Genomic DNA, 23,471 nt, shown 5'->3' with positions numbered 1-23,471 from the left:
CCGCACGCCGGTCGTGCTCGACGCCGGCCCCGCCCGGCCCACGGTCGACGTGGCGTCGGCCCGGCCGGTGGTCGACGCCACGGCGCTGCCCGGGTTCGACCCGACGCTGCTCAGCAAGGCCACCAGGAGCATGGCGGCCACCGGCCCCTGGGACGCGTTCGGCACCGTGCCGGCCGACCCGGAGCCGGCCCGCGCCCCCGGCGTCGACCCGGAACCGGGCCACCCCGCCGGCGGCGACCCGGCCGGGGCCACGACGGTGCTGCCGGCCCGGGGCACCGCCGCGGTGACCCCGGTGGCCGACGCGCCCCGCCCGGCGGTCCCGCAGGCCGTCCTGCTCCCCACGGTGGGACAGACCACCGCGCCGACGACGGACCGGCCGGCCCCGCTGCCCGGCATCCGGCAGCGGGTCCCCGGGGCCAGCCTGCCCCGTACCGCACCGGTCGTCGGGCCGGTGGACGGCAGCCGGGCCGACCCGGACGCCGCGCGGGCCCTGGTCGAACAGTTCCAGTCCGGGGTGCACCGGGCCGAACAGGCCGTGCCGGCCGCCGCGCCCGCTGCCGCCCAGCCCCCCGCCGTACCGGCGGTGCCCCGGCTGACCCGGCGGATCCCGGGCGCCAACCTGACCGTCTCACCGCCCCGGCAGGCACCGAGCCAGAATCCGGGAGATCCGGGCGAGGTCCGCGATCTCATCAACGCGTTCGAGACGGGCGTCGCCCGGGCTCTGCGCGAAGTCCGCACCGACCACCGCACTGAAGAAGGAACGACACGGTGACCAGCCCGCACGTACACGAGAACGTCGACTACCAGAACCATCCCGCCGGGGACCTCAGCCCGGAGGCGCGCACGTTCAACTGGCTGTTGGACTCGTTCACCTCCAGCACCGCCGGCGTCCTGGAGGCCATCGCGGTCTCCTCCGACGGGCTACTGATGGCCATGTCGTCGATCAAGGACCGGTCCAACGCGGAACGCCTCGCCGCCGTCGTCTCCGGCATGACCAGCCTGGCCGGGGGCGCCGCCAGCTGGTACGCCCTCGGCGGGCTCAACCGGGTGATCGTCGACATGGCCGACGGCTACCTGCTGATCACGGCGATCAGCAGCGGCTCCGTGCTGGGCGTGATCGCCGACCGGTCGGCCAACCTGGGCACCGTCGCGTACGAGATGACGCTCTTCGCCGGCCGGGCCGGCGGCGCGCTGACACCGAGACTCATCGCCGAGCTGAAGAACGCCGTTCAGCAATGACCCGGGACGCCGCTGGCGAGGAACCGGAACCCGACCCCATGGTCCGGGTCCGCCCCTACCTGCGGACCCCGATGGGCGACGCGACACCGACGCCCGCGCCCGTCCCCGAGCCGGAGGCCGACCGCCCGGCCAGCCCCCGCCCGTTCGTGCTGACCGCCGGGCGGGTGGCCGGCGCGGACCCGGCGATCGGCCTGGAAACCCAGGTCACCGCCCGGTCCGGGCCGGGTCGGGCCGCCGCCGTGGCGGCCCTGCTGGCCCCCGAGCTACAGGCGATCGTCGCCCTGTGCGGTGAGCCCATCTCGGTCGCGGAGATCTCCGCCCGGATGCGGCTGCACCTCGGCGTGACCCGGGTGCTGGTCGGTGACCTGCGGGCCGCCGGCCATCTCGACGTGCACGTCGGCGCCGTCGACGACGCATTTGACCCCGACCTCATCCTGCGAGTGATTGATGGACTCCGTGCGATCTCCTGAATGGCCGGTCGCCCCGCTCGGCGGGCTCGCCGCGAACAGTGCCTCCGCCCGCTACGGACAGCCCGTGGGTGGCCCTCCGACGGCGCCGCAGCACCCGAGCGCGCCGCCGCCGTACCGACCGCCGGCGGCGTCGGCGACACCGACGGCGGACACCCGCACCGGCCCGCCGGCCGCCCCGCCGATCCCGGTCAAGCTGCTCATCGCCGGGGGTTTCGGGGTCGGCAAGACGACCACGGTCGGCGCGATCTCCGAGATCGCCCCGCTGACCACCGAGGCCGAGATGACCAGCGCCGGGATCGGGGTGGACGACCCGGGGGCCCGCAGCGGGAAGACCACCACCACGGTGGCGATGGACTTCGGCTGCGTCACCATCGACCGGAGCCTGAAGCTCTACCTGTTCGGCACGCCCGGCCAGGACCGGTTCGGTTTCATGTGGGACGACCTGGCGCGGGGCGCGCTCGGCGCGTTGGTGGTGGTGGACAGCTCCCGGCTGGACGACTGCTACCCGGCGATCGACTTCTTCGAGCGGGCCGGCCTGCCCTTCGTGGTCGGGGTGAACACCTTCGACGGCCGGCTGACCCACGAGCTGGGGGCGATCCGGTGGGCGCTGGCCATCGGTGACCACGTGCCGCTGGTGCAGTTCGACGCCCGGGAACGGCTGTCGGTGCGGGACGCCCTGCTGGTCGTCCTGGACCGGGCGCTGGACCGGGCGGTGCGGGAGAAGGGCGCCTGACCGAACGGACGCCCGGTCGTTTCCATCGGAGAGGGGGACGTGATGAGGGGTGGTCTGGACGAGACACTGGCCCGGCTGGCCCGCCGTGAGGAGGCCCGTCGCCGCCGGTCGGCCGATCCGGAGACCGACGACGGCGGGTCGACCCTGGCCTTCGAGGCCACCGGCCGCGCGACCACCGCCCCGGCCCACCCCGGGCCGGCCGCCGCTGAACTGGCCCACCCCGGGCCGGGGGCCGCCGCGACGGCGGCTGCCGAACTGGCCCGGACCGGGCCTGCGCCGGCCCCCGCCGGCGACCCGGTGGAGGAGGTGGCCGAGGCGGTCCGCCGGGTGGTGGCCGCCCGTCCCGGGCTGACCGTGGTGCTACGCGTCGAGTACGCGGGGCGCACGTACCCGCTGCGGATCGAGCAGGCGCAGCCCGCCGCCCGCAACGAACGGCCGGGTGCCGGGGCCCGCACCGAACGACCGGAGAACGGGGTACGCAACGAGCGGCCGGAGGTGGGGGCGCGGGCGGGCGTCGACCCGCCGACCTCCCCGCCGCCGGCCTGGCCGCTGGCCGACCGGACGCCACCGGCGTGGACCCCGGCCCGGGAGATGCCGGGTGTCGATCCGGCGGCCCGGCTCGCCGAGTTGATCCGGCGGGACCCGACGCTGCTCGACAACGACACCTGACGGTACGACCGGGGCGCGGCACCCCGCGTCCGGGCCGACCGGGCGGCTGGCCTGGGCGGTCGTACCGGACGACCACGGGCGTCGGCGGCGGCGGGCGGCTACTGTCGGGCGATGCCCGCACCGGATCTGACCCTGACCGCCAGCCTGCGCCCGGCCGCGCTGGACGCCCGACGTGGCATCGTCCGGCTGCACCCGGAGGTGCTCACCGCCCTGGCGCTGCGCCCCGGGGACCCGGTGCGGCTGGCCGGCAGGCGGGTCACCGCCGGGATCGTCGCGCCCGCCGAGCCGACCGCCAGCGCCGCCCTGCTCTATGCCGACGACCTGACGCTGGGCAACCTGGGGCTGCGCGACGGCGGTCAGGTGACCGTCGGTCCCGCCCCGGTGACCCCGGCCCGTCGGGTGACCCTTTCCGGCCCGGTGTCGGTGCTCGCCGCGGTGTCCCCGGAGATGCTCCGGCTCGCCCTGCTCGGCAAGGTCGTCAGCGAGGGTGACAACGTCTCGCTGCTCCCCCAGGACGTGCTCCCCGACGCCTCGGTACGCGGTCTGGTCGAGGCCGCCCGCCGCAGCCTCGCCAACACCGTCGGGTACGCCTGGACGAGCACCCTGCTGACCGTGGTCGCCGCCGAGCCGCAGACCGGTGGCCTGGTCACCATGGACACCGTGGTCGGTTGGGAACACGGCCAGGTCACCCACGGCTCCTCCGGCCCGGCCGGGTCCGGGCGGGGGTCGACCGGCCGGACCGGGGCGGCTCCGGCCGACGGCGCGACGGGTCCGGCCGGGGAGGCCGGCAGGACCGGGCACGACGACGACGTGCCGCACGTGGACGAGCTGCCCGGCCTGCGGGCCCAGGCCGAGGAGCTGACCGAACTGTTGGACCTCGGCTTCCACCACCGGGAGGTGCTGGGGCGGTTGGGTACCAAGGTCTCGCTCGGTGTGCTGCTCGGCGGGCCGGCCGGCTCGGGCAAGTCGGCGCTGGTGCGGGCGGTGGCGAAGGCGGTCGGCGCCCGGGTACGCCCGCTGTGGGCACCGGAACTCGCCGCGCTGACCAACGACGCGGCGGCCCGACGGCTGCGCGAAACCGCCGCCGAGCTGGCCTCGGGCGGGCCGGCCGTGCTGCTGGTCACCGACGTGGAGGCGCTGGCCCCGGCCGAGGACGCCGGACCGCTGGCCACCGTGTTCCGGCAGGTGGTCGCCGGGGTCGTCCGGTCGGGCACGGCGGTGGTGTGCACCACCTCGCGGCCGGAGTCGGTCGATCCGGGGTTGCGCGCGCCGGACCTGCTGTCACTGCGGATCTCGGTGCCGCTGCCCGATCCGGCGTTGCGCCGGGAACAGCTGACCGTGCTGACCCGGCAGGTGCCGCTGGCCGAGGACGTCCGGCTCGACGAGGTGGCCGGGCGTACCCCCGGGTTCGTCGCCGCCGACCTGGCCGCGCTGGTCCGCGAGGCCGGGGTACGGGCGGCGCTGCGGCAGAAGACGGCGCAGACGCCGACGGTGGCGATGGCCGACTTCACGGCGGCGCTGGAGGTGGTCCGGCCCACCACCATGGCGGCGTCCACGCTGGAGCTGGCGACGGTCACCCTGGACGACGTCGGCGGTCTCGGCGAGGTGAAGCAGACCCTCACCGAGTCGGTGCTCTGGCCGCTGACCTACCCGGACACCTTCGCCCGGCTGGGGGTGCAGCCGCCCCGGGGGGTGCTGCTCTACGGGCCGCCCGGGTGCGGCAAGACCTACCTGGTGACCGCCCTGGCCGGGACGGGACGGGCGAACGTGCTGTCGGTGAAGGGTGCCGAGCTGTTGTCCAAGTGGGTCGGCGAGAGCGAGCGGGCGGTGCGGGAGCTGTTCCGCCGGGCCCGCGAGGCCGCGCCGACGCTGGTCTTCCTCGACGAGATGGACGCGCTGGCCCCGGTGCGCGGTCAGGCCACCGACGGCGGTACGACCGACCGGGTGGTGGCCGCCCTGCTGACCGAGCTGGACGGGGTGGAGGCGCTGCGCAACGTGGTGGTGATCGGGGCGACCAACCGCCCGGACCTGGTCGACCCGGCCCTGCTGCGCCCCGGCCGGCTGGAACGGCTGGTGTACGTGCCGCCGCCGGACGGACCGGCCCGCGCGGAGATCCTGCGGGCCGCGTCCCGCGCCGTGCCGCTCGCCGAGGACGTCGACCTGGCGGCGCTCGGCGAGGAGTTGGCCGGCTTCTCGGCGGCGGACTGTACGGCGCTGGTGCGGGAGGCGGCGCTGGCCGCGATGCGGGAGTCGCTGTCGGCCGCCACGGTCACCGCCGCGCACGTCGCCACCGCCCGGGACCGTGTCCGCCCCTCCCTGGACCCGGCGCAGGTCGCCTGGCTGGCCGCCTACGCCGGCAAGCACGCGGGCTGAGCCGGCTGTCGTCGGCCGATTCGACGACGGGCCGGTGACCGGCGGCGGGGTCAGCCGGCGGCGGGGGGTGTCGCGTCGAGCGAGATCTCCGCGTACACCTTGTGGTCGTCCTCGCGGAGCTTGGCGCCGCAGGTACGCAGCACCGCGACGGCCCCCAGGTTGTCGGGGGTGGTCTCGGCGACGACGGAGTGCATGCCGGCCGCCGCGGCAGCGTTGAGCAACTCCCGCAGGGCCGCCGCGCCGAGGCCCTGGCCCCGGGCCGACCGGCCGAGCCACATCCCGGTCTCCACCACCCCCGGGGCGTCGCAGCGGGTCATCCTGATCATGCCGACCACCTCGCCGCCGGCACACACGGCGAACATCAGGGTGCGGGTCGGACCGTTCAGCCCACCGAAGCTGGCCCGGTGGAAATCCCGGAACGCCTCCCGGCGGGCGAGCGACCAGCCGGCCGGGGCGTCTACCGGGGGCATGACGTCACTCGGCTCCGCCTCGGCCGCCGCTACGGAGAGCAACGATTCGAGGTTCGCCTCGTCCACCGGTTCCAGCCGTACCGTGCCTGCCACGTGCCGCAGTCTGCCGCCCACACCGGCCATCGTCCACCCCTTCGGCCGGTGACTGGCGGTCTGGTCGGAGGTATCGGCCGGTCGTCCCATCGGAGCCGGGAACCTCACGCTCCGCTGTCAGCGCGGGCGGGGCTCAGCGGCGGCGGTTGCGGGCGCGGGAGGCGCGCAGCCGGCGGAGCCGGCCGATCAACAGCGGTTCGGCGACCAGCGCGGCGGGGCGGTCCAGCAGGGCGTTGAGCAACTGGTAGTAGCGGGTCGCGGACAGCCCGAAGGTGTCCCGGATGGCCTGCTCCTTGGCCCCGGCGTGCCGCCACCACTGCTGTTCGAAGGCGAGGATCGACCGCTCCCGCTCGGTCAGCTCGTCGCCACCGGCCGCCGCCCGCGCAGCGGCCGGCCCGGCCTCCGGCCCGGATCGGGGCGACGGCACGTCGGCGTCCGGTGCCGGCCGGGGTGAGGGCACCGGCGGCGCGGACCGGGCGTCGGTGGGCGGTGTGGGGTCGGCGGGCGGCATGGCGTCGGTGGGCGGCGGCACGGCGCTCCTCGGCAGGGTGGACGACCGGGCGTGCCGGCCGGGGAAACCCAGCTTAACCAGGGTGGGCGACGCTTCCGGACGACGGACGGGCCCGGGTCGACAGGTGGTCGACCCGGGCCCGTCCCGGTCGGGTACCGCCCGCGCCGGGCGGCACCCCGGATCAGGTGACGTCCCGCCGGCGCATCATCCAGAACGCGGCGACCATCACCACGACGGTGCCGATGCCGAACACCAGTGCCGAGTCCTGCCAGGTCACCAGCATCTCCTTGGGCGTGCACTCGCCCTGGACGAAGTCGCAGGAGCGGTAGTCGACGAGCGTCCACTGCTTCTGGAACCAGGCCAGCGCGTAGGTGGACAGCACCCACCGGTCACCGAACCGGACCTCGGCGATCGTCGTGGCGATCCGGATGCCGATCTCGCTGACCACCCCGGCCCCCACGGCCACCCCGAGCGCCATCGCCGTGTGCCGGCCCAGGGACGCCAGGGCGAAGGCCACCGCACCGGCGGCGAGGATCATCGCCAGCGCCCGCAGGCCGCTGATCCCGGCGGACTGCCACACCCCGGAGGTGACCTTCTCGGTGGTCCCCCGGAACGTGGCGATCAGCCAGAAGGCCAGTGTCCACAGCGCCCCGAGCACCACGGTCACCCCGGTCAGCGTGGTGAGGACGGCGGCCAGTTTGGTGCCGAGCACGGTGAGCCGTTTCGGCCGCCACAGCAGCAGGTTCATCATTCCGCCGGTGCTCCACTCGGCGCCCACGAACGAGGCGCCGATCAGGAAGCCGAACAGCGCCACCGCCCCGGCGAAGATGGCGACGAAGTTGCCGAACTCGGTCCGGAAGTCGAACTGGTAGGGCAGGTTCCACTTCGGGTCGAACATGTCGGCGGTGGGCTTCCAGTCCCGGCCGCAGTTCGGGCCGTACCGCTCGTCGGTCTGCTCGCCACGCGCCTTGGCCGCGTCGCACTCGACGATCGAACGCTCCCACTCCCGGACGGCGTCCCGGAAGTTCGCGTCCGACTCCGCCTGCGCCTGGGCGATCACGGCCGGGGAGAGCTTGTGGCTGGAGAAGGCGAAGGCGGTGACGATGCCGGCCAGGCCGAGGACGAGCAGGACCAGCATGACCCGGGTGAGCCGGCGCTTGGCCAGCCGACGCAGTTCGGTGACGTACAGGCTCATGCGCCCCACCCTCCCGTGGTGCCGGCGGTGCGGCCCGGCTCGCCGATCGTGGCGGACTCGTCGACCTGGCGGTGCTGACCGGGGACCGGAGCGGTGGCGGTGATCTCCAGGAAGACGCTCTCCAGGTCCACCGACACCGGGGCCAGTTCGCTGACGTACAGGTGTTGTTCGGCCAGCAGCCGGCTGACCGTGGCCGGCTTGTCCACGCCGGCCAGCATCAGGTGGTCCGGGTGGCGGGTGACCGCGACGCCGGCCCGGCCGAGCAGGTCGGCGGCGGCGGCGAGGTCCTCGGCGGCGTCCAGCCGCACCCGTACGCCGCCGTGCGAGTGCTGGGCCAGCACCTGCTCCACCGGACCGGCGGCGACCCGGCGGCCCAGCGAGATGATGGTGACCTCGTCGCAGATGAGCTGGATCTCGCCGAGGATGTGGCTGGAGAGCACCACGGTCATCCCGGATTCGGCGAGGTTGCGCATCAGGGTGCGCATCTCCCGGATGCCGCCCGGGTCGAGGCCGTTGGCCGGCTCGTCGAGGATCAGCAGTTTGGGGTTCTTGAGCAGGGCGGAGGCGACGGCGAGCCGCTGCTTCATGCCGAGCGAGTACGTCTTGACCCGCTCGCCGGCCCGGTCGCGCAGCCCGACGAGTTCGAGCACCTCGTCGACCCGTACGGCGGGGACGTCGCCGGCCCCGGCCAGCAGGGACAGGGTGTCCCGGGCGGAGAAGTGCGGGAAGAACTGCGGGCTCTCCACGATCGCGCCGACCTGCCCGGCGACGGTGGGCAGCGCGCCGGGCACCTCGTGGCCGAGGATGGACATCCGCCCGCCGTCGGGCTGGATCAGCCCGAGCAGGGTACGCAGGGTGGTGGTCTTGCCCGATCCGTTGGGGCCGAGGAAGCCGTGCACCTGGCCGGCCTCCACCCGCATGTCGAAGCCGTCCAATGCGTTGCGGACCCCGCGTCGGCGGCTCTTGTACGTCTTACGTAGACCTTCGATCTCCAGGACAGCCGACAAGCTGCGCCTCCCCCGATGGTGGCTGATGACAGCGGTCACCATACTCGGTATACCCGCCAGGGCAATACCCGGTATGCATCGGCGCGCGAACCACTACCGACGGTGTATCAACGAGTCACTCAGGCGCAGACGACGGTCACCCCGGCGGCGCGGAACGCATCGACGAGTTCCGGGGCCGCCCCGGAGTCGGTCACCAGGGTCTCCACCCGTTCGACCGGGCAGATCCGGGCGAACGCGTGCCCGCCCAGCTTGGACGAGTCCGCGATGATCACGACCCGCTTGGCCCGCGCCACCATCAGGTTGTTCATCGCCGCCTCACCCTCGTGGTGGGCGGCGGCACCCAGCTGGGGATCGAGCGCGTCCACGCCCAACAGGGCGACGTCCAGGGTGACCTCGCGCAGCAGCGCCCCACCCAGCGGGCCGACCAGCTCGAACGACTTCGGCCGCACCACACCCCCGGCGACCACCACCTTCATCCGGGAGCGGACCAGCAGTTCGTTGGCGATGTTCAGGGCGTTGGTGACCACGGTGAGCTGGGCACCCTCGGCGCTGGTGTTCAGATCCGGCCGGACGGCCAGGGCACGGGCCACCTCGGTGCTGGTGGTGCCGCCGTTGAGGCCGACCACGGTGCCGGGGGAGACGAGCGCGGCGGCGGCGGCCCCGATCCGCTGCTTCTCCGCCGAGTGCTTGGCCGTCTTGTAGCGCAGCGGCAGGTCGTACGAGACGCCGTTGGCGACCGCGCCGCCCCGGGTCCGGGTGATCATCTGCTGCTGGGCGAGCTGGTCGAAGTCGCGCCGGATGGTGGCCTGGGAGACGTCCAGCCGCTCGGCGGCCTCCTCGACGCTGACCCGACCACTGTCGGTGAGCATTTCGAGCAGAGCGTTCCACCTGGCGTACCGGTCCACGGGGGGCCTCCGACTCTGCACGAAGGGTGATCGAATGCGTGCACAGTAGTGCGCGAAACTCCCGGTACGCAAAACCCCCGACTGCGCGATCCGGGGGCAGGTTGCCACGCGCACCTCGTTTCGCGCAGAATAACGCGCGAAAGACGGTGGTAATGAGCCGTATTGCGCACCTCCCACCCCTGTGCGAGGAGTTCCCCATGGCGTACGTCGACGCGGAGATCGCCAGCCAGCCCGACTGCTGGCGGGAGGCGGCCCGACTGGCCGGCACCGTCGCCGGCGTCCTCCCCCGCCCCGGCGAGCGGGTCGCCGTCGTCGGTTGCGGCACGTCCTGGTTCATGGCCATGGCGTACGCCGGGCTACGTGAACGGTCCGGCCACGGCGAGACCGACGCCTTCCAGGCCAGCGAGTTCCCCGCCGACCGCCGCTACGACCGGCTGATCGCGGTCACCCGCTCCGGCACCACCACCGAGGTGCTCGACCTGCTCGCCGCGCTGCGCGGCCGGACCCCCACCACCGTCCTGGTCGGCGACCCCGGCTCGCCCGCCGTCACGCTGGCCGACGCGGCCGTGCCGATGCCCTTCGCCGACGAGCGTTCGGTGGTGCAGACCCGGTTCGCCACCACCGCCCTGGCCCTGCTCCGCGCCCACCTCGGCGACAACGTCGAGGCGCTGGCCGCCGACGCCGAGGTCGCCGTCCGCGCCCCGCTGCCGCTCGACCCGGCCCGCATCGACCAGGCCACCTTCCTCGGTCGCGGCTGGACGGTCGGGCTGGCCCAGGAGGCCGCGCTGAAGTGCCGCGAGGCGGCCACCTTCTGGGCCGAGGCGTACCCGGCGATGGACTACCGGCACGGCCCCATCTCGATCGCCGGCCCCGGCCGGCTGGTCTGGGCGTTCGGGGAGCTGCCCGAGGGCCTGCCGGAGGACGTGGCGGCCACCGGGGCGGCGTTCGTGCACAGCCGGCACCACGGCTGCCACACCGTGCTCGGCAGCTGGGCGGCCGGCCGGACCCCGGTCGACCCGATGGCCGACCTGATCCTGGCCCAGCGCTTCGCGGTGGCCCTGGCGACCAGCCGGGGGCTGGACCCGGACGCACCCCGGCACCTGACCCGCTCCGTGGTGCTGGCATGACCGACGGGCCGTCGGGCGACGACCGGGTGGTCGTCGCGCTGGACGTCGGCGGCACCGGCATGAAGTGCGCCCTGGTCCGGCCGGACGGCAGCGTGCTGCACGCCGAACGGCACCCGACCGACGCCGGGCGCGGCCCGGACGCCGTGGTGCAGACCGTCCTCGCCGTCGCCGAAGGGCTGGCCGAACGGGCCCGCGCCGCCGGGTCGACCCCGGTGGCCTGCGGCGTCGCCGTGCCCGGGGTGGTCGACGAGGCCGCCGGGGTGGCGGTCTGGTCGGCCAACGTCGGCTTCCGGGACGTACCGCTGCGCAGGCTGGTGGGGGCGCGGCTCGGGCTGCCGGCGGCGCTCGGCCACGACGTGCGGGTCGGCGGGATCGCCGAGGCCCGGCTCGGTGCCGGCCGGGACGCCCGGCACGTGCTCTTCGTCGCGATCGGCACCGGCATCGCCGCCGCCCACGTGGTCGCCGGCTCGGCCGCCGTCGGCGCGCACGGTGCCGCCGGGGAGATCGGCCACATCCTGGTACGCCCCGACGGCCCGCGCTGCGGGTGCGGCCGGCCCGGCTGCCTGGAGGCCCTCTCGTCCGCCTCGGCCGTCGCCCGCCGCTACGCCGAACTGGCCGGGGCGACGGCGAGCGCGGCCGACGTGGCCGGGCGGGCGGCGGCCGGTGAGGAACTGGCCGGGCGGGTGTGGCGGGAGGCCGTCGAGGCCCTCGCCGACGGGCTCGCCACCGGGCAGGCGCTCTACGACGTCGACACCATGGTCATCGGTGGCGGTCTGGCCCGGGCCGGCGGGCAGCTGCTCGACCCGCTCCGCGCGGCCCTGCGCGAACGGATGACCTTCCATCGGGAGCCGCGCCTGGTCGCGGCGGCCCTCGGCGACGAGGCCGGCTGCCTCGGTGCCGCCCTGCTCGCCCTCGACAGTCTGGAGAGACGATGACCCAGCGGGTGACCGGCAAGGTGGTGACCCCGACCGGCGTGATCCGGCAGGGGTGCGTGGAGCTGGACGGCGAGCGGATCACCGCCGTCGCCGAGTACCCGGCCAAGCGCGACGGGCACTGGATCGTGCCGGGGTTCGTGGACATGCACACCCACGGCGGGGGCGGGCACACCTTCACCACCGGTGACGCCGACGCCGCCCGCGAGGCCGCCGCGTTCCACCTGCGGCACGGCACCACCACCCTGCTGGCCAGCCTGGTCAGCTCCCCGTTCGAGCTGATGCGCACGGCGACCGCCGCGTTCGCGCCGCTGGTCGCCGAGGGGGTGCTGGCCGGCGTCCACTTCGAGGGGCCGTACCTGTCGGCGGCCCGGTGCGGCGCGCAGAACCCGGAGTTCCTCCGCGACCCGTCCACCGACGAGCTGGGCCGGCTCATCGCGGACGGCGGCGGGGCGGTCCGCATGGTCACCCTGGCCCCCGAGCGCCCCGGCGCGCTGGACGCCATCAAGCTGCTCACCTCGCACGGGGTGGTCGCCGCCGTCGGCCACACCGACGCCACCTGGGAGCAGACCCGGGCCGCCGTCTCGGCCGGGGCGAGCGTCGGCACCCACCTGTTCAACGGGATGCGCCCGCTGCACCACCGCGAGCCGGGCCCGGTGGTGGCCCTGCTGGAAGCCCCGAACGTGGTCTGCGAGCTGGTCGCCGACGGGGTGCACCTGCACGACGGGATGCTCACCTTCGCCACCACCGTGGCCGGTCCGGAGCGGGTCGCGTTGATCACCGACGCGATGGCCGCCGCCGGCATGCCCGACGGCGAGTACGAGCTGGGCGGCCAGCGGGTCGCCGTGTCCGACGGGGTGGCCCGGCTGGCCCGGGACGGGGCGATCGCCGGCAGCACCCTCACCATGGACGCGGCGCTGCGGCACGCCGTCACCGCCGGCATCCCGATCACCGACGCGGTACGCATGGTCGCCACCACCCCGGCCCGCGCCATCGGCCTCGGCGACCGGGTCGGCGCGCTCCAGACGGGCCGCCGGGCGGACCTGGTGGTGCTCGACGACGAGCTGAACGTCGTCCGGGTGATGCGCGCCGGCACCTGGCTCGACTGACCCGGGCCGCCGCCCCCAGCCTCCTCGGTGACCTGCTCGACGGTGTGCACCGGCGAGCACCGAGGATGCCGTGCGCGTCCTTTCGAGCTGATGACGTCAACGGCTCACGGGGCACCCGACGGTGCCGGTGCCCGACGAGGACGGGCGGGTCAGGCGGTGGGAACCTCGACGCCCAGGACGGCCTGCTCGTCGGGGCGGTGCACCAGCACGTCGGCCAGGTAGGACTGCACCGCCGGCCCCATCCCCACGTCCCGGCCGGCCCGCTCGGAGAGCAGCCACTTGTGCTCGATGATCTGCGCGAAGATCTCCTGCGGTTCCAGCTTGTGCCGCAGGTGCGCCGGGACCGCCCGGACGACCGGCTCGAAGACCTCGGTCAGCCAGCGGTGGGCCGCCTGCTGCTCGTCGGTCAGGTCGCTCTCCACCCGGTAGGCGTCCAGGTCGTTGAGCAGTCGCCGGGCCTGGTTCTCCTCGGCGTCCAGGCCGGTGAGCCGGATCAGCCGCCGGGTGTGGTAGCCGGCGTCGACGACCTTCGGGCGGACCAGGTACCGCCCGTCGTCGACCGTCGACAGGGCCACCTCGGCCACGTCGAAGCCGAGATCGTTGAGGCGGCGGATGCGGCGCTCGATGTCGTGCCGGGCCTCCCGCTCGACCTGCTGCTCGTAGGTGATCTCGTGCCAGAGCCGTTCGTAGCGCTGCACGACCTCCTCGCAGACCACCTCCGGGTCGATCGACTCGTGCAGCAGCCCCGCCGCCTGGAGGTCCAGCGCCTCACCGAAGATGTTGACCCGGGCGATCTCCAGGTCCTCTCCGCGCTGGCCGGATGAGAGCGAACGGTGCAGCGCGCCGGTCTCGGCGTCGACCAGGTAGGCGGCGAACGCCCCGGCGTCCCGCCGGAACAGGGTGTTCGACAGCGAGCAGTCGCCCCAGAAGAAGCCGGTCAGGTGCATCCGGACCAGCAGCACGGCGAGGGCGTCGAGCAGCCGGCCCATCGTCTCCGGGCGCAGCGTGCGGGAGAACAGCGCCCGGTAGGGCAGCGAGAACTGGAGGTGCCGGGTGATCAGCACCGGGTCCAGCGGGGTGCCGTCGTCGGCCTGCCGGTCGGCCACGATAGCGATCGCCTCCACCGACGGGAAGTCGATCCGTTCCAGCGCCCGCAGCAGGTCGTACTCGCGTTCGGCGACCCGTTCCCCGGTTTCCTTGACCGCGTACACGTAGTCGCCGAGGCGGACGAACCGGACGATGTGCCGGGAGATGCCCTGCGGCAGCGCCACCAGGTGCCGGGCGGGCCACTGTTCCAGCGGAGTCGACCAGGGAAGGTCGAGCAGCGCCGGGTCGACGAGGGCCGAGGTGATCCGCACGGGGACAAGTGTGCCGGGTGTCCCCCGTCCGACGCCTCCCTTCGTGGTTCGGCACACATCGACCCCGGGCCGTGCCGTCCCGACCACCGCGTCGGCCGGTAGCGTGATCGCGTGCGGGAGCGAACCACGACGGTACGCGGCGGAGTGCGGCTCAGACCGGTCCGTCCGGCCGGCTGGTGGTACGACCTGCTGCTGCTCACCGCCCTGGTCGCGCTGACCGGGGCGCTCGCCACCGACCACCTGTTCGGCATCGACCGGGCGGTCGCCGACTGGGCCGACGGGCACCGGCCGACCGCCGCCTACTGGATCGCCCGGATGCTCAACCTGCTCGGCCAGGGCACCCCGTTGACGCTGCTCGCCGCCGCCCTGGGGGTGCTGCTGGCCGTCCGGCTCCGCTCGGTCCGCCCGCTGCTGCCCCCGGTGGTCGCCTTCGCGCTCACCTACCTGACCATCGGCCCGCTCAAGGTGTGGACGGCCCGCCCGGCCCCGAGCGCCAGCGTGAAGGAACCGTTCCTGTCGCCGGAGCGGACCCTGCCGCTGTTCCAGCACGACCTGCCGGTCCGCTACGCCCAGTCGTACCCGTCGGGGCACGTGGCCAACGCGATCGTCTGGTACGGCGTGCTCGCCCTGCTGCTCGTCCCGCTGCTGCGGACCGTCGGCCGGCGGATGCCACCCCGGCTGGCCACCGCCGTGCGGGTGGTGCCGCCGCTGGTGGTCCTGTGCACCACCACCTACCTGGGCTGGCACTGGCTGACCGACTCGGTGGCCGGGCTGCTGCTCGGCCTGCTGCTGGACCGGCTGCTGCGCCGGATCCCCTGGGACGACCTGCCACTGCCCCGCCGGCTGCGCGGCCGGGCCGGCCCGTTCACCGCCGACCCGGGCCGGTCGCCCGATGGGGGCCGCCCGTTCACCTCCGCCCCTTAACCTGCCGGGGTGGATCGGCTGAGCCGGCGGTTGGGCGTACCCGATGCGGTGGTGGTCGGGTTGGGGGCGATGCTCGGCGCGGGCGTGTTCGTGGTCTTCGCCCCGGCGGCAGCGGCGGCCGGCGGCACCGGGCTGCTGGTGGCGCTGGCGCTGGCCGGGTTCGTCGCCTACTGCAACGCGACCAGCTCTGCCCGGCTGGCCGCCCGCTACCCGGAGTCCGGCGGCACGTACGTCTACGGCCGGGAACGCCTCGGCCCGTTCGCCGGGTTCCTCGCCGGCTGGGGTTTCGTGGTCGGCAAGACGGCGAGCTGCGCGGCGATGGCGTTGACCATCGGGGCGTACCTGTGGCCGGGGCAGGCCCGGCTGGTCGCGGTCGGCGCGGTGCTCGCGGTGACCGGGGTGAACCTGCGCGGCGTCACCCGCACGGTCGCCGCCACGAAGGTGCTGGTGGTCGTGGTGCTGGCGGTGCTGGCCCTGGTCGCGGTGACCGGCCTGGCCGCCGGGGAGGTCCGGTTCGACCGGCTCGCCGAGGGCGGCGGTACGGCCCGGGGCGTGCTGACCGCCGCCGGCCTGCTCTTCTTCGCCTTCGCCGGGTACGCCCGGATCGCCACCCTCGGTGAGGAGGTCCGCGACCCGGCCCGCACGATCCCCCGGGCGGTGCCGCTGGCCCTCGGGGTGGTGCTGGTGGTCTACCTGCTCCTCGCGGTGGTCGCGGTCGGCGTGCTCGGCCCCGACCGGCTGGCCGTCTCCGTCGCGCCCCTGGCCGACGTGGTGACCGTCGCCGGGCTGCCCGGCCTGGCCTGGGTGGTCCGGGCCGGGGCGACGGTGGCGGTGACGGGGGTGTTGCTGTCCCTGCTCGCCGGGGTGGGCCGCACCCTGCTGGCGATGGCCCGCCGCCGGGACGTGCCGGGGGCGCTGGCCGCCGTGCACCCGGTGCACCGGGTGCCGCACCGCGCGGAGCTGACCGTGGCCGCCGTGGTGGTCGCGGTGGTGGCGCTCGGCGACGTCCGGGGCGCGATCGGCTTCTCCAGCTGCACGGTGCTGGTCTACTACGCGATCACCAACGCCGCCGCGTGGACCCTGGGCCGGGACCCGGCCCGACGGCTGCCCACCCGGGCGCTCGCCGGGGCGGGGCTGGTCGGCTGCCTGCTGCTCGCGGTCAGCCTGCCGACGGCAGGCGTCCTCGCCGGTTTCGGGGTGCTCGCCCTCGGCGCGCTCTGGTACGCCGTCCGCCCCCGCTAGTCACTCCTGCGGATCGCGCGACGCCGGGATGTCGGCGGTCGGCGGGACGGCCGGCGGGGGCGGGGTGGTCTCGCGGAGCAGGGCGCTCAGCCCCGCCCGCCGGGCCACCACGGTCAGCCGGTCCCCCGCCGAGATCACCATCCGGGGGTCGGCCCGCCAGTCGGTCCTGTGGCCGGGCCGGGAGTGGGCCAGCAGGCGCACCTCGCCGGGGCGGGCCACCGCGCCGAGCGGGCGACCGTCCAGGGCCGCACCGGCCGCCACCGGCACCTCCACCACCAGCAGGGCGTGCCGGTCGACCGGGATGGTGGCGATCACCGCCCGGTCCAGCAGGGCGGCGGCGAAGGACGGCGCCGCCAGGTAGGACACGCTGCGCGAGATGCCGATGCCGAACGCCCGCTGGATGCGTTCGGCGAAGTCGCCGTCGAAGAGCCGCAGCACCACCCGCAGTTCCGGGTTGAGCGCCCGGCCGTTCAGCGCGGCCCGCAGGTTGACCCCGTCGTCGGTGGAGACCACCACCAGCGCCTGGCAGTGTTCCACCGACGCCGAGCGGAGCGTCTCCTCGCGGGCGGCGTCCCCGACGATCAGGGGTACGCCCAGCCGCCGGGCCAGCGCCGCGCCGCGCGCCTCCGCGCTGCGGTCGATCGCCACCACCTCGACGCCGAAGTCGTGCAGTTGGGCCATCACCCGGGTGCCGATGTTGCCCAGTCCGACGACCACCACGTGCCCGGTGCGTTCCGGCTGGATGCGCCCGGCGTGCAGGGCCAGCCGGGCGTTGACGATGCCGTCGACCACCACGGCGGTGATCAGCGGGATCAGCGCCAGCCCGGCCAGGTTGAGCACCACCTGCATGATCTGGGCGGCGGCCGGCTTGGTGACGTCCGGGTCCTGGCCGCTGAGCGTGGTGACCAGGGTCAGGTAGAGCGCCTCCGTCCAGCTCACCGCGACCGCACGGGCGTTGAGCCAGCCGAGCAGGGCGATCACCCCGAGCAGGGTCAGCACCGCGATGCCGATCTTGCGGGTGGCGAAGCTGCGCACCGCCCGCAGGAGCACCGCCAGGGGTCGTCGGCGACGCCGGGCCCGGACCAGCCGGCGGGCCGCCAACTCGGTGCCGGCGGGCTGCCCGGTCGCCTCGGCGAGCACCACGTCGGCGGCCTGCTCGTCGGCGGGCAGCACCCGGACCAGTTCCGGATCGGTGGTGACGGCCAGCCCGCACACCACGTCGGCGGGGCGGACGTCGGCGCGGCGGGCCACGTAGAGGGTGCGACCGCCGTGCCGGAAGTGGGTCGGGGCCACCTCGCCGAGGGCGGCGGCGACGAACGCCGGGGCGGCCATCGAGGCGTCGGAGAGGACCGCCGAGTCGGGGAAGAGCTGTCGCAGGCCGTTGGCGAGGCTGGTGTTGAACATCCGGACGACCAGGCGCAGCCGGGGTTCGACCTCCTGCGCGCAGAGCGCGGCCTGCATGTTGCCCACGTCGTCCTGGTGCAGCAGGGCCAGGCCGTCCGCCCCGGCCAGGCCGGCCCGGCGGAAGGTGGCCTCGTCGAGCCGGTCGGCCCGGACCACCTGGACACCCTCGATGTCCCGCCCGTCGGGGCCCTCGGAGCGGCGGCGCTCCGGCACCACCAGGGTGATCCGGACCCGGCCGTGCGCCAGGTCGGTGCCGAGCAGCGCCCGCACCACCCAGTACGCCAGCGGGTCGCCGCCGCAGAGCACGTAGTGCGGACGGGTGTCGCCGTTCATCCGTAACCGCCAGCCGGTCGCGCGCCGGGCCCGGTCCCGCAGGGGTTCGGCCATGCCCGGATGGTAGCCAGCCGGTCGCCGGACACGCAGCCCTGGTGAGCGCACCGGACGGCGTGGGAACGACGCCGGTGGGCGGGCAGGCATGGTGGGCGTGGCGGCGGGTAGAGCAGCGGGCGTGCAGACGTTCCTGCCGTACCCGGACTTCCTGGCCAGCGCGCGCTCCCTCGACCAGCGGCGGCTGGGCAAGCAGCGGGTGGAGGCGCTCCAGGTGCTGCGCGGGCTGACCCGGCCGGGGTACGGCTGGCGCAACCACCCGGCGGTGAAGATGTGGGCCGGCTACGAGGAGGCGTTGACCCGGTACGGGCTGGACGTGTGCGCGGTCTGGTCGGCGGCGGGCCGGGCGGACACCTGCGCGTCGACCCTGGTCACCGACCTGACCGCCGCCCGGGGCCACGGCCGGGTACGCAGCCAGGCCGAGCTGGCCGCCGCCGGTGAGCTGCCACCCTGGCTGGGCCGGGACGACCTGCACCGCAGCCACCGGTCGGCGCTGCTGCGCAAGGACCCGGAGCACTACCGCCCGCAGTTCGGCGACGTACCGTCCGATCTGGAGTACGTCTGGCCGCCGTCCGACCGTCCCCCGCTCGCCGCCGCCAGCCGACCCGCCGACGCCCCCGGTGGCGGTGCCGCACCGTCCTGACCGGGCCGGATCGGGCCTGGTCGGGCAGACTGGGGGTCCCTCGGGTCGGAAGGTGCACATGGCGCTGTCGCAGAAGCTGGGCCGGCTCATCGGCGTACGCGAGCACGTGGTGGACCCGGGCGGGGGTGGCGCCCCCCGGGTGGCCCGGCCGACCACGGCCGTGGTGGTGGGCGGCGGGATCGCCGGCATGTCGGCGGCGGTGGTGCTCGCCGAACGCGGGGTGGACGTGACGGTGCTGGAGGCCGCGCCGACGCTGGGCGGCCGGCTCGGCGCGTGGCCGGAGGCGCTCGCCGACGGCAGCCAGCTCAACGAGCACGGCTTCCACGCGTTCTTCCGGCAGTACTACAACTGGCGGTCGATCCTGCGGCGGGTCGATCCGACGCTCGGTTTCCTCAAGCCGATCCCCGGCTATCCGATCCTGTCCGCGCAGTGGCCCACCGAGGAGTTCGGCAGGCTGCCCCCGGCCCCGCCGGCCAACCTGCTCGCGTTACTGCTGCGCAGCCCCAGCCTGCGCCTGGCCGACCTGCGCACGATGGACCGGGACGCCGCGTTGCCGCTGCTCAGCTACGACCCGGTGGGCACCTACGCCGAGTTCGACGACACCACCGCCGACGCGCTGCTCGCCTCGTTGAAGCTGCCGGACCGGGCGCGGGCGATGCTGTTCGAGGTCTTCTCGCACTCGTTCTTCAACCACGAGACCGAGATGTCGGCCGCCGAGATGATCGCCCAGTTCCACTTCTACCTGCTGGGCAACCCGGAGGGGTTGGCGTTCGACTGCCCCGACGAGGACTACGCCACGGCGATCTGGCAGCCGCTGACCCGGCACGTGGAGCAGCACGGCGGCCGGGTGCGCACCGCTTCGGCCGTCGCCCGGCTGGACCGGGAGCCGGACGGCTGGCGGGTGACCACCGCCGACGGCACCGTCCACTCCGCCGGGCAGGTGGTGCTGGCCGTCGACCCGCCCGCGCTGGCGGCCCTGGTCGCCGCCTCCCCGGGCCTGGTCGCGGTGGCGCCCGAGCTGGTGGCGCGGATGCCCGCGTTCGGTCGGCCCGGCCCGCCGTACGCGGTGGCGCGGTACTGGCTCGACGGGGACGTCCGGGCCGACCGGGCGGTGTTCAGCGGGGTGTCCCGCCAGCCCACCCTGGACTCGGTGACCCTCTACCACCGGCTGGAGAACGAGTCCCGGCGGTGGGCGCAGCGCACCGGCGGCGCGGTGGTGGAGCTGCACGCGTACGCCTGCGACGAGGGGGTGCCGGCCGGGGAGCTGGCCGAACGGATGCGGGTCGAGTTGACGGCGCTCTGGCCGGAGGTCGCCGGGCTGGGCGTGCGGGAGCTGCGCGCCCGGGTCGAGGCGCAGGCCCCGGCGTTCACCCCGGGCAGCCACGCCGGCCGGCCGGGGGTACGCACCGACGCCGAGGGCCTCTACCTGGCCGGGGACGGCATCGGCACCGACTTCCCCAGCGCGTTGATGGAGCGGTCGGCGGCGACCGGGATCATCGCCGCCAACCACATCCTGCGGGCCGCGGGGGCGGCCACCGAACCGGTCCGCTCGATCCGCCCCCGGGGACTGCTCGCCGGGAAGTGAACCGTCCGGGGCGCCCGCCCGGCCCGTCGGGTCGGGCGGGCCGGCCGGTCAGCGCGCGGTGCCGTGGTAGGCGTCCCGCATGAGCCGCTGCATGTCGTCGAGCATCGGCATCCGGGGGTTCGCCGGGGCGCACTGGTCCTCGTAGGCGTTGAGGGCCTGCTGCGGCAGCGCCGCCTCGAACGCCGCCCGGTCGACGCCGATCGCGGCGAACGACGGTTCGATGCCGACCGCGTCGCGCAGCCGTTCCACCGCGTCGGCCAGCGACGCCACCCCTTCCGCCGGGGTGCCCGCCGGCAGGCCGAGCAGCTTGGCGATGTCGGCGAACCGTTCCGGCGCGCGGTAGCTCTCGTAGCGCGGCCAGCCCGACAGCTTCGCCGGGACGGTGCCGTTGTAGCGGATCACGTGCGGCAGCAGCACCGCGTTGGTCCGGCCGTGGGCGATGTGGAACGTCGCGCCGAGGGTGTGCGACATGGCGTGCACGATGCCGAGGAAGGCGCTGCCGAACGCCATCCCGGCGATGGTGCCCGCGTTGTGCATCCGTTCCCGCGCCTCGGGGTCGGCGTCGACCACCGCCCGTTCCAGGTTGCCGAAGATCAGCCGGATGGCGTGCAGGGCGAGCCCGTCGGTGAAGTCGTTCGCGTACACCGACACGTACGCCTCGATCGCGTGGGTGAGCGCGTCGAAGCCGCTGTCGGCGGCGATGGCCTTCGGCATGCTGGCGGTGAGCACCGGGTCGACGATCGCCACGGTCGGGGTGAGCGCGTAGTCGGCCAGCGGGTACTTCTTGCCGGTCCGGTGGTCGGTGATCACCGCGAACGGGGTCACCTCCGCGCCCGTGCCCGACGTGGTCGGCACGCACACCAGCCGGGCCAGCGCGCCGAGGGTGGGGAAGGTGAAGGCGCGCTTGCGGATGTCGAAGAACTTCTCCCGCATGTCGTCGAAGACCACGTCCGGGTGCTCGTAGCGCAGCCACATCACCTTGGCGGCGTCCATCGCGGAGCCGCCGCCGAGGGCGACGATGGTGTCCGGCCGGAAGGCCCGCATCAGCGCGGCGCCCCGGTCGACGGTGTCGACGCTCGGCTCGGGTTCCACGTCGTCGATGATCTGGAGGGCGATCCGCTCGGGGCGGCGTTGCAGCACCCGGTTGATCCGGTCGACGAAGCCGAGCCGGGTCATCGTGGCGTCGGTGACCACGGTGACCCGGTGCACGTCGGGCATCTCGGCGAGGTAGCGGATCGCGTTCGCCTCGAAGAAGATCTTCGACGGGACCTTGAACCACTGCATGTTGTTGTTCCGCCGTCCGATGCGCTTGATGTTGAGCAGGTTCACCGCCGAGACGTTGTCGGACACCGAGGTACGGCCGTAGCTGCCGCAGCCCAGCGTCAGCGACGGCAGGAACGCGTTGTACATGTCGCCGATGCCGCCCTGCGAGGCCGGCGAGTTCCAGATGATCCGGACCGCCTTGACCCGGCGGCCGAACTCCTCCACCAGTTCCTCGTCGGCGGTGTGGATGACGGCGCTGTGCCCGAGGCCGTGGAACTCGACCATCTGCTCGGCGTACCGCAGGCCCTGCTCGCGGCTGTCGGCGCGCAGCACTGCCAGCACCGGGCAGAGTTTCTCCCGGGTCAGCGGCTCGTCGGGGCCGACCCGGTCGACCTCGACCAGGATGATCGAGGTGTCCGGCGCGACGCTGATCCCGGCGGCGTCGGCGATCCAGGCGGCGGTCCGGCCGACCACGTCGGGGTTGAGCTTGCCGGCGGGGAAGAGCAACGTCTCCAGCTTCTCCTTCTCGGCGGCGGTGGCGAGGTGGGCGTGCAGGGTGCGGAACTCCTCGATCGCGGCGTCGTGGATCGCCGCGTCGAGGATGACGGCCTGCTCGGAGGCGCAGATCATGCCGTTGTCGAACGACTTGGACAGCACGATGTCGTTGACCGCGCGCTTGAGCTTGGCGGTCGCCTCGATCCAGGCCGGCACGTTGCCCGCGCCCACGCCCAGCGCCGGCTTCCCCGCCGAGTACGCGGCCCGCACCATGGCGTTGCCACCGGTGGCGAGGATGGTGGCGACCCCGGGGTGGTGCATCAGCGCGGTGGTCGCCTCGACCGACGGCTCCTCGATCCACTGTATGCAGTGCTCCGGCGCACCGGCGGCGACCGCCGCGTCGCGTACCGTCCGGGCGGCCTCGACGCTGCACCGCTGCGCCGCCGGGTGGAAGGCGAAGATGACCGGGTTGCGGGTCTTGAGCGCGAGCAGTGCCTTGAAGATGGTGGTCGAGGTGGGGTTGGTGACCGGGGTGATCCCGGCGACCACGCCCACCGGATCGGCGATCTCGACGATGCCGCTGATCTCGTCCCGGCTGATCACCCCGACGGTACGGGTCTTCGCCATGCTGTGCGTGACGTGCTCGCAGGCGAAGATGTTCTTCACCGCCTTGTCCTCGAACACCCCCCGACCGGTCTCGGCGACGGCGAGCTGGGCCAGCGCGGCGTGCCGGTCCAGCGCGGCCACCGACGCCTTGCGGACGATGTGGTCGATCTGCTCCTGGTCGTAGCGGTCGTAGTCGGCCAGGGCCTTGAGGCCGTCGGCGACCAGGGCGTCGATCGTGGTGGCGAGTGCGGTCGACATGCTTTCACCTCGGCGGTTGGCGGCGTCTCGGACACCCTCAGCATCCATCGACGGCCGTCTCGGCGGTGGGGCGCAAGGACCCGTCCGCCGGTGGCCAAAGGTCCCGTCGTCGCGCCGTCCCGGGTGGGTCCGGTCGGCCGAAGGTCCCGATGTCGGGCGGGGGCCACGCAGCGTCGCCTATCCGACACCGTGCCCCGCCGCCCCCGTCCACCATGATTCGCATGACGGGACCGCGAAAGGCCTACACGTTGCTCACCGTGGCCGCCATCGGGGTGGCGGTGCTGGCCTGGCGGATAGGGGTCGACAAGGCCAACGCCCTGGTGGGCCTGGCCGGCGTCTTCGCCGCGAGCGCGCTCGGGCTGCTGTCCCTGTTCAGCGCGATCGACCCACGGCTGTCCCGGGCGGCGACGGACGCCGCCGCCCTGCCGCCGGGGGCGACCCCGGCCGCGCCCGACGCGCCGGCCGGGGCCACC

21 protein-coding genes and 1 pseudogene are annotated in these 23,471 nt (G+C 74.5%); 14 read left to right on the top strand and 8 right to left on the bottom strand.

Annotated features, from left to right (window positions below; all coding sequences use genetic code 11):
• The 6 genes and pseudogenes from H1A17_RS27555 to H1A17_RS27530 all read left to right on the top strand — a co-directional run.
• Positions 1-772: pseudogene (locus H1A17_RS27555) on the top strand (histidine kinase); the annotation flags it as partial.
• On the top strand, positions 769-1,239 hold the full coding sequence (locus H1A17_RS27550) for a roadblock/LC7 domain-containing protein (RefSeq protein WP_067305308.1): 471 nt from the start codon (positions 769-771) through the stop codon (positions 1,237-1,239). The pseudogene H1A17_RS27555 and the gene H1A17_RS27550, both read left to right, overlap by 4 nt.
• On the top strand, positions 1,236-1,709 hold the full coding sequence (locus H1A17_RS27545; protein WP_194823240.1) for a DUF742 domain-containing protein: 474 nt from the start codon (positions 1,236-1,238) through the stop codon (positions 1,707-1,709). The genes H1A17_RS27550 and H1A17_RS27545 overlap by 4 nt, the downstream gene beginning before the upstream one ends.
• Positions 1,687-2,442 (top strand): ATP/GTP-binding protein, encoded by a 756-nt coding sequence (locus H1A17_RS27540; protein WP_194823239.1) that lies wholly within the window; start codon positions 1,687-1,689, stop codon positions 2,440-2,442. Before H1A17_RS27545 ends, H1A17_RS27540 begins: the two co-directional genes overlap by 23 nt.
• A gap of 42 nt (positions 2,443-2,484) precedes the next feature.
• On the top strand, positions 2,485-3,111 hold the full coding sequence (locus H1A17_RS27535; protein WP_194823238.1) for a hypothetical protein: 627 nt from the start codon (positions 2,485-2,487) through the stop codon (positions 3,109-3,111).
• A 111-nt stretch (positions 3,112-3,222) separates the two neighbouring features.
• The gene (locus tag H1A17_RS27530) at positions 3,223-5,484 is read left to right on the top strand and encodes an AAA family ATPase (protein ID WP_194823237.1); all 2,262 of its coding nucleotides are present in this window, start codon (positions 3,223-3,225) and stop codon (positions 5,482-5,484) included.
• Between the two features lie 50 nt (positions 5,485-5,534).
• Here the strand turns inward: H1A17_RS27530 and H1A17_RS27525 are convergent, their stop codons facing one another.
• The 5 genes from H1A17_RS27525 to H1A17_RS27505 all read right to left on the bottom strand — a co-directional run bounded on the left by H1A17_RS27525 (position 5,535) and on the right by H1A17_RS27505 (position 9,665).
• On the bottom strand, positions 5,535-6,047 hold the full coding sequence (locus H1A17_RS27525; protein WP_145922022.1) for a GNAT family N-acetyltransferase: 513 nt from the start codon (positions 6,045-6,047) through the stop codon (positions 5,535-5,537).
• Between the two features lie 133 nt (positions 6,048-6,180).
• Positions 6,181-6,579: a DUF3263 domain-containing protein gene (locus H1A17_RS27520; RefSeq protein WP_309236888.1), complete on the bottom strand. Its 399-nt coding sequence runs from the start codon at positions 6,577-6,579 to the stop codon at positions 6,181-6,183.
• A gap of 160 nt (positions 6,580-6,739) precedes the next feature.
• A complete protein-coding gene (locus tag H1A17_RS27515) occupies positions 6,740-7,753 on the bottom strand; it encodes an ABC transporter permease (RefSeq protein ID WP_145922023.1) in 1,014 nt (337 codons plus the stop codon).
• A complete protein-coding gene (locus H1A17_RS27510) occupies positions 7,750-8,760 on the bottom strand; it encodes an ABC transporter ATP-binding protein (RefSeq protein ID WP_145922024.1) in 1,011 nt (336 codons plus the stop codon). The genes H1A17_RS27515 and H1A17_RS27510 overlap by 4 nt, the downstream gene beginning before the upstream one ends.
• A gap of 119 nt (positions 8,761-8,879) precedes the next feature.
• Entirely contained in the window at positions 8,880-9,665 is a 786-nt protein-coding gene (locus H1A17_RS27505) for a DeoR/GlpR family DNA-binding transcription regulator (protein ID WP_145922025.1), read from the bottom strand.
• Between the two features lie 197 nt (positions 9,666-9,862).
• Between H1A17_RS27505 and H1A17_RS27500 the strand changes: the two genes are divergently transcribed.
• From H1A17_RS27500 to nagA, 3 genes are read left to right on the top strand one after another with little or no spacing between them, the layout of a single operon-like run.
• Positions 9,863-10,792 carry an SIS domain-containing protein gene (locus tag H1A17_RS27500; RefSeq protein WP_194823236.1) on the top strand — a complete coding sequence of 310 codons (930 nt, stop codon included), beginning with the start codon at positions 9,863-9,865 and terminating at the stop codon, positions 10,790-10,792.
• Positions 10,789-11,727: an ROK family protein gene (locus H1A17_RS27495; protein ID WP_145922027.1), complete on the top strand. Its 939-nt coding sequence runs from the start codon at positions 10,789-10,791 to the stop codon at positions 11,725-11,727. The genes H1A17_RS27500 and H1A17_RS27495 overlap by 4 nt, the downstream gene beginning before the upstream one ends.
• Positions 11,724-12,833, top strand: coding sequence for an N-acetylglucosamine-6-phosphate deacetylase (gene nagA / locus H1A17_RS27490; protein WP_145922028.1), 1,110 nt, complete (start codon positions 11,724-11,726; stop codon positions 12,831-12,833). The genes H1A17_RS27495 and nagA overlap by 4 nt, the downstream gene beginning before the upstream one ends.
• Positions 12,834-12,982: 149 nt before the next feature.
• On the opposite strand, the gene H1A17_RS27485 is transcribed toward nagA, so the two are convergent.
• Positions 12,983-14,191, bottom strand: coding sequence for a DUF4032 domain-containing protein (locus H1A17_RS27485; protein WP_145922029.1), 1,209 nt, complete (start codon positions 14,189-14,191; stop codon positions 12,983-12,985).
• A 144-nt stretch (positions 14,192-14,335) separates the two neighbouring features.
• Here H1A17_RS27485 and H1A17_RS27480 point away from each other — a divergent pair, with 144 nt between their 5' ends.
• Positions 14,336-15,115, top strand: a complete 780-nt coding sequence (locus H1A17_RS27480; RefSeq protein WP_194823241.1) for a phosphatase PAP2 family protein — start codon at positions 14,336-14,338, stop codon at positions 15,113-15,115.
• 9 nt (positions 15,116-15,124) lie between these two features.
• The gene (locus H1A17_RS27475; protein ID WP_194823235.1) at positions 15,125-16,357 is read left to right on the top strand and encodes an APC family permease; all 1,233 of its coding nucleotides are present in this window, start codon (positions 15,125-15,127) and stop codon (positions 16,355-16,357) included.
• Here the strand turns inward: H1A17_RS27475 and H1A17_RS27470 are convergent, their stop codons facing one another.
• Entirely contained in the window at positions 16,358-18,148 is a 1,791-nt protein-coding gene (locus H1A17_RS27470; protein ID WP_194823234.1) for an NAD-binding protein, read from the bottom strand. It abuts the gene before it with no gap.
• Positions 18,149-18,269: 121 nt separating this feature from the next.
• On the opposite strand from H1A17_RS27470, the gene H1A17_RS27465 reads away from it, so the two are divergent.
• Together H1A17_RS27465 and H1A17_RS27460 are read left to right on the top strand one after the other, a co-directional pair.
• A complete protein-coding gene (locus H1A17_RS27465) occupies positions 18,270-18,791 on the top strand; it encodes an MSMEG_6728 family protein (protein WP_194823233.1) in 522 nt (173 codons plus the stop codon).
• Between the two features lie 58 nt (positions 18,792-18,849).
• Positions 18,850-20,376, top strand: coding sequence for an FAD-dependent oxidoreductase (locus tag H1A17_RS27460; protein WP_145922032.1), 1,527 nt, complete (start codon positions 18,850-18,852; stop codon positions 20,374-20,376).
• A 48-nt stretch (positions 20,377-20,424) separates the two neighbouring features.
• Here the strand turns inward: H1A17_RS27460 and adhE are convergent, their stop codons facing one another.
• Positions 20,425-22,998 carry a bifunctional acetaldehyde-CoA/alcohol dehydrogenase gene (gene adhE, locus H1A17_RS27455; RefSeq protein WP_194823232.1) on the bottom strand — a complete coding sequence of 858 codons (2,574 nt, stop codon included), beginning with the start codon at positions 22,996-22,998 and terminating at the stop codon, positions 20,425-20,427.
• A 221-nt stretch (positions 22,999-23,219) separates the two neighbouring features.
• Between adhE and H1A17_RS27450 the strand changes: the two genes are divergently transcribed.
• Positions 23,220-23,471: hypothetical protein (locus H1A17_RS27450; protein ID WP_228544337.1), on the top strand; the 252-nt coding region annotated here is incomplete at its 3' end.

Origin of the sequence: Micromonospora sp. S-DT3-3-22, assembly GCF_015354745.1 — a bacterium.
GTDB classification, from domain to species: Bacteria; Actinomycetota; Actinomycetes; order Mycobacteriales; family Micromonosporaceae; genus Micromonospora; species Micromonospora wenchangensis.
This window is presented reverse-complemented; position numbering and strand designations above follow the sequence as displayed.

Coding starts and splice junctions, on each gene's coding strand:
- H1A17_RS27495 (WP_145922027.1), top strand. CDS start 10,789: ATGACCGACGGGCCGTCGGGCGACGACCGGGTGGTCGTCGCGCTGGAC.
- H1A17_RS27535 (WP_194823238.1), top strand. CDS start 2,485: ATGAGGGGTGGTCTGGACGAGACACTGGCCCGGCTGGCCCGCCGTGAG.
- H1A17_RS27470 (WP_194823234.1), bottom strand. CDS start 18,148: ATGGCCGAACCCCTGCGGGACCGGGCCCGGCGCGCGACCGGCTGGCGG.
- H1A17_RS27500 (WP_194823236.1), top strand. CDS start 9,863: ATGGCGTACGTCGACGCGGAGATCGCCAGCCAGCCCGACTGCTGGCGG.
- H1A17_RS27545 (WP_194823240.1), top strand. CDS start 1,236: ATGACCCGGGACGCCGCTGGCGAGGAACCGGAACCCGACCCCATGGTC.
- H1A17_RS27540 (WP_194823239.1), top strand. CDS start 1,687: ATGGACTCCGTGCGATCTCCTGAATGGCCGGTCGCCCCGCTCGGCGGG.
- H1A17_RS27515 (WP_145922023.1), bottom strand. CDS start 7,753: ATGAGCCTGTACGTCACCGAACTGCGTCGGCTGGCCAAGCGCCGGCTC.
- nagA (WP_145922028.1), top strand. CDS start 11,724: ATGACCCAGCGGGTGACCGGCAAGGTGGTGACCCCGACCGGCGTGATC.
- H1A17_RS27460 (WP_145922032.1), top strand. CDS start 18,850: ATGGCGCTGTCGCAGAAGCTGGGCCGGCTCATCGGCGTACGCGAGCAC.
- H1A17_RS27530 (WP_194823237.1), top strand. CDS start 3,223: ATGCCCGCACCGGATCTGACCCTGACCGCCAGCCTGCGCCCGGCCGCG.
- adhE (WP_194823232.1), bottom strand. CDS start 22,998: ATGTCGACCGCACTCGCCACCACGATCGACGCCCTGGTCGCCGACGGC.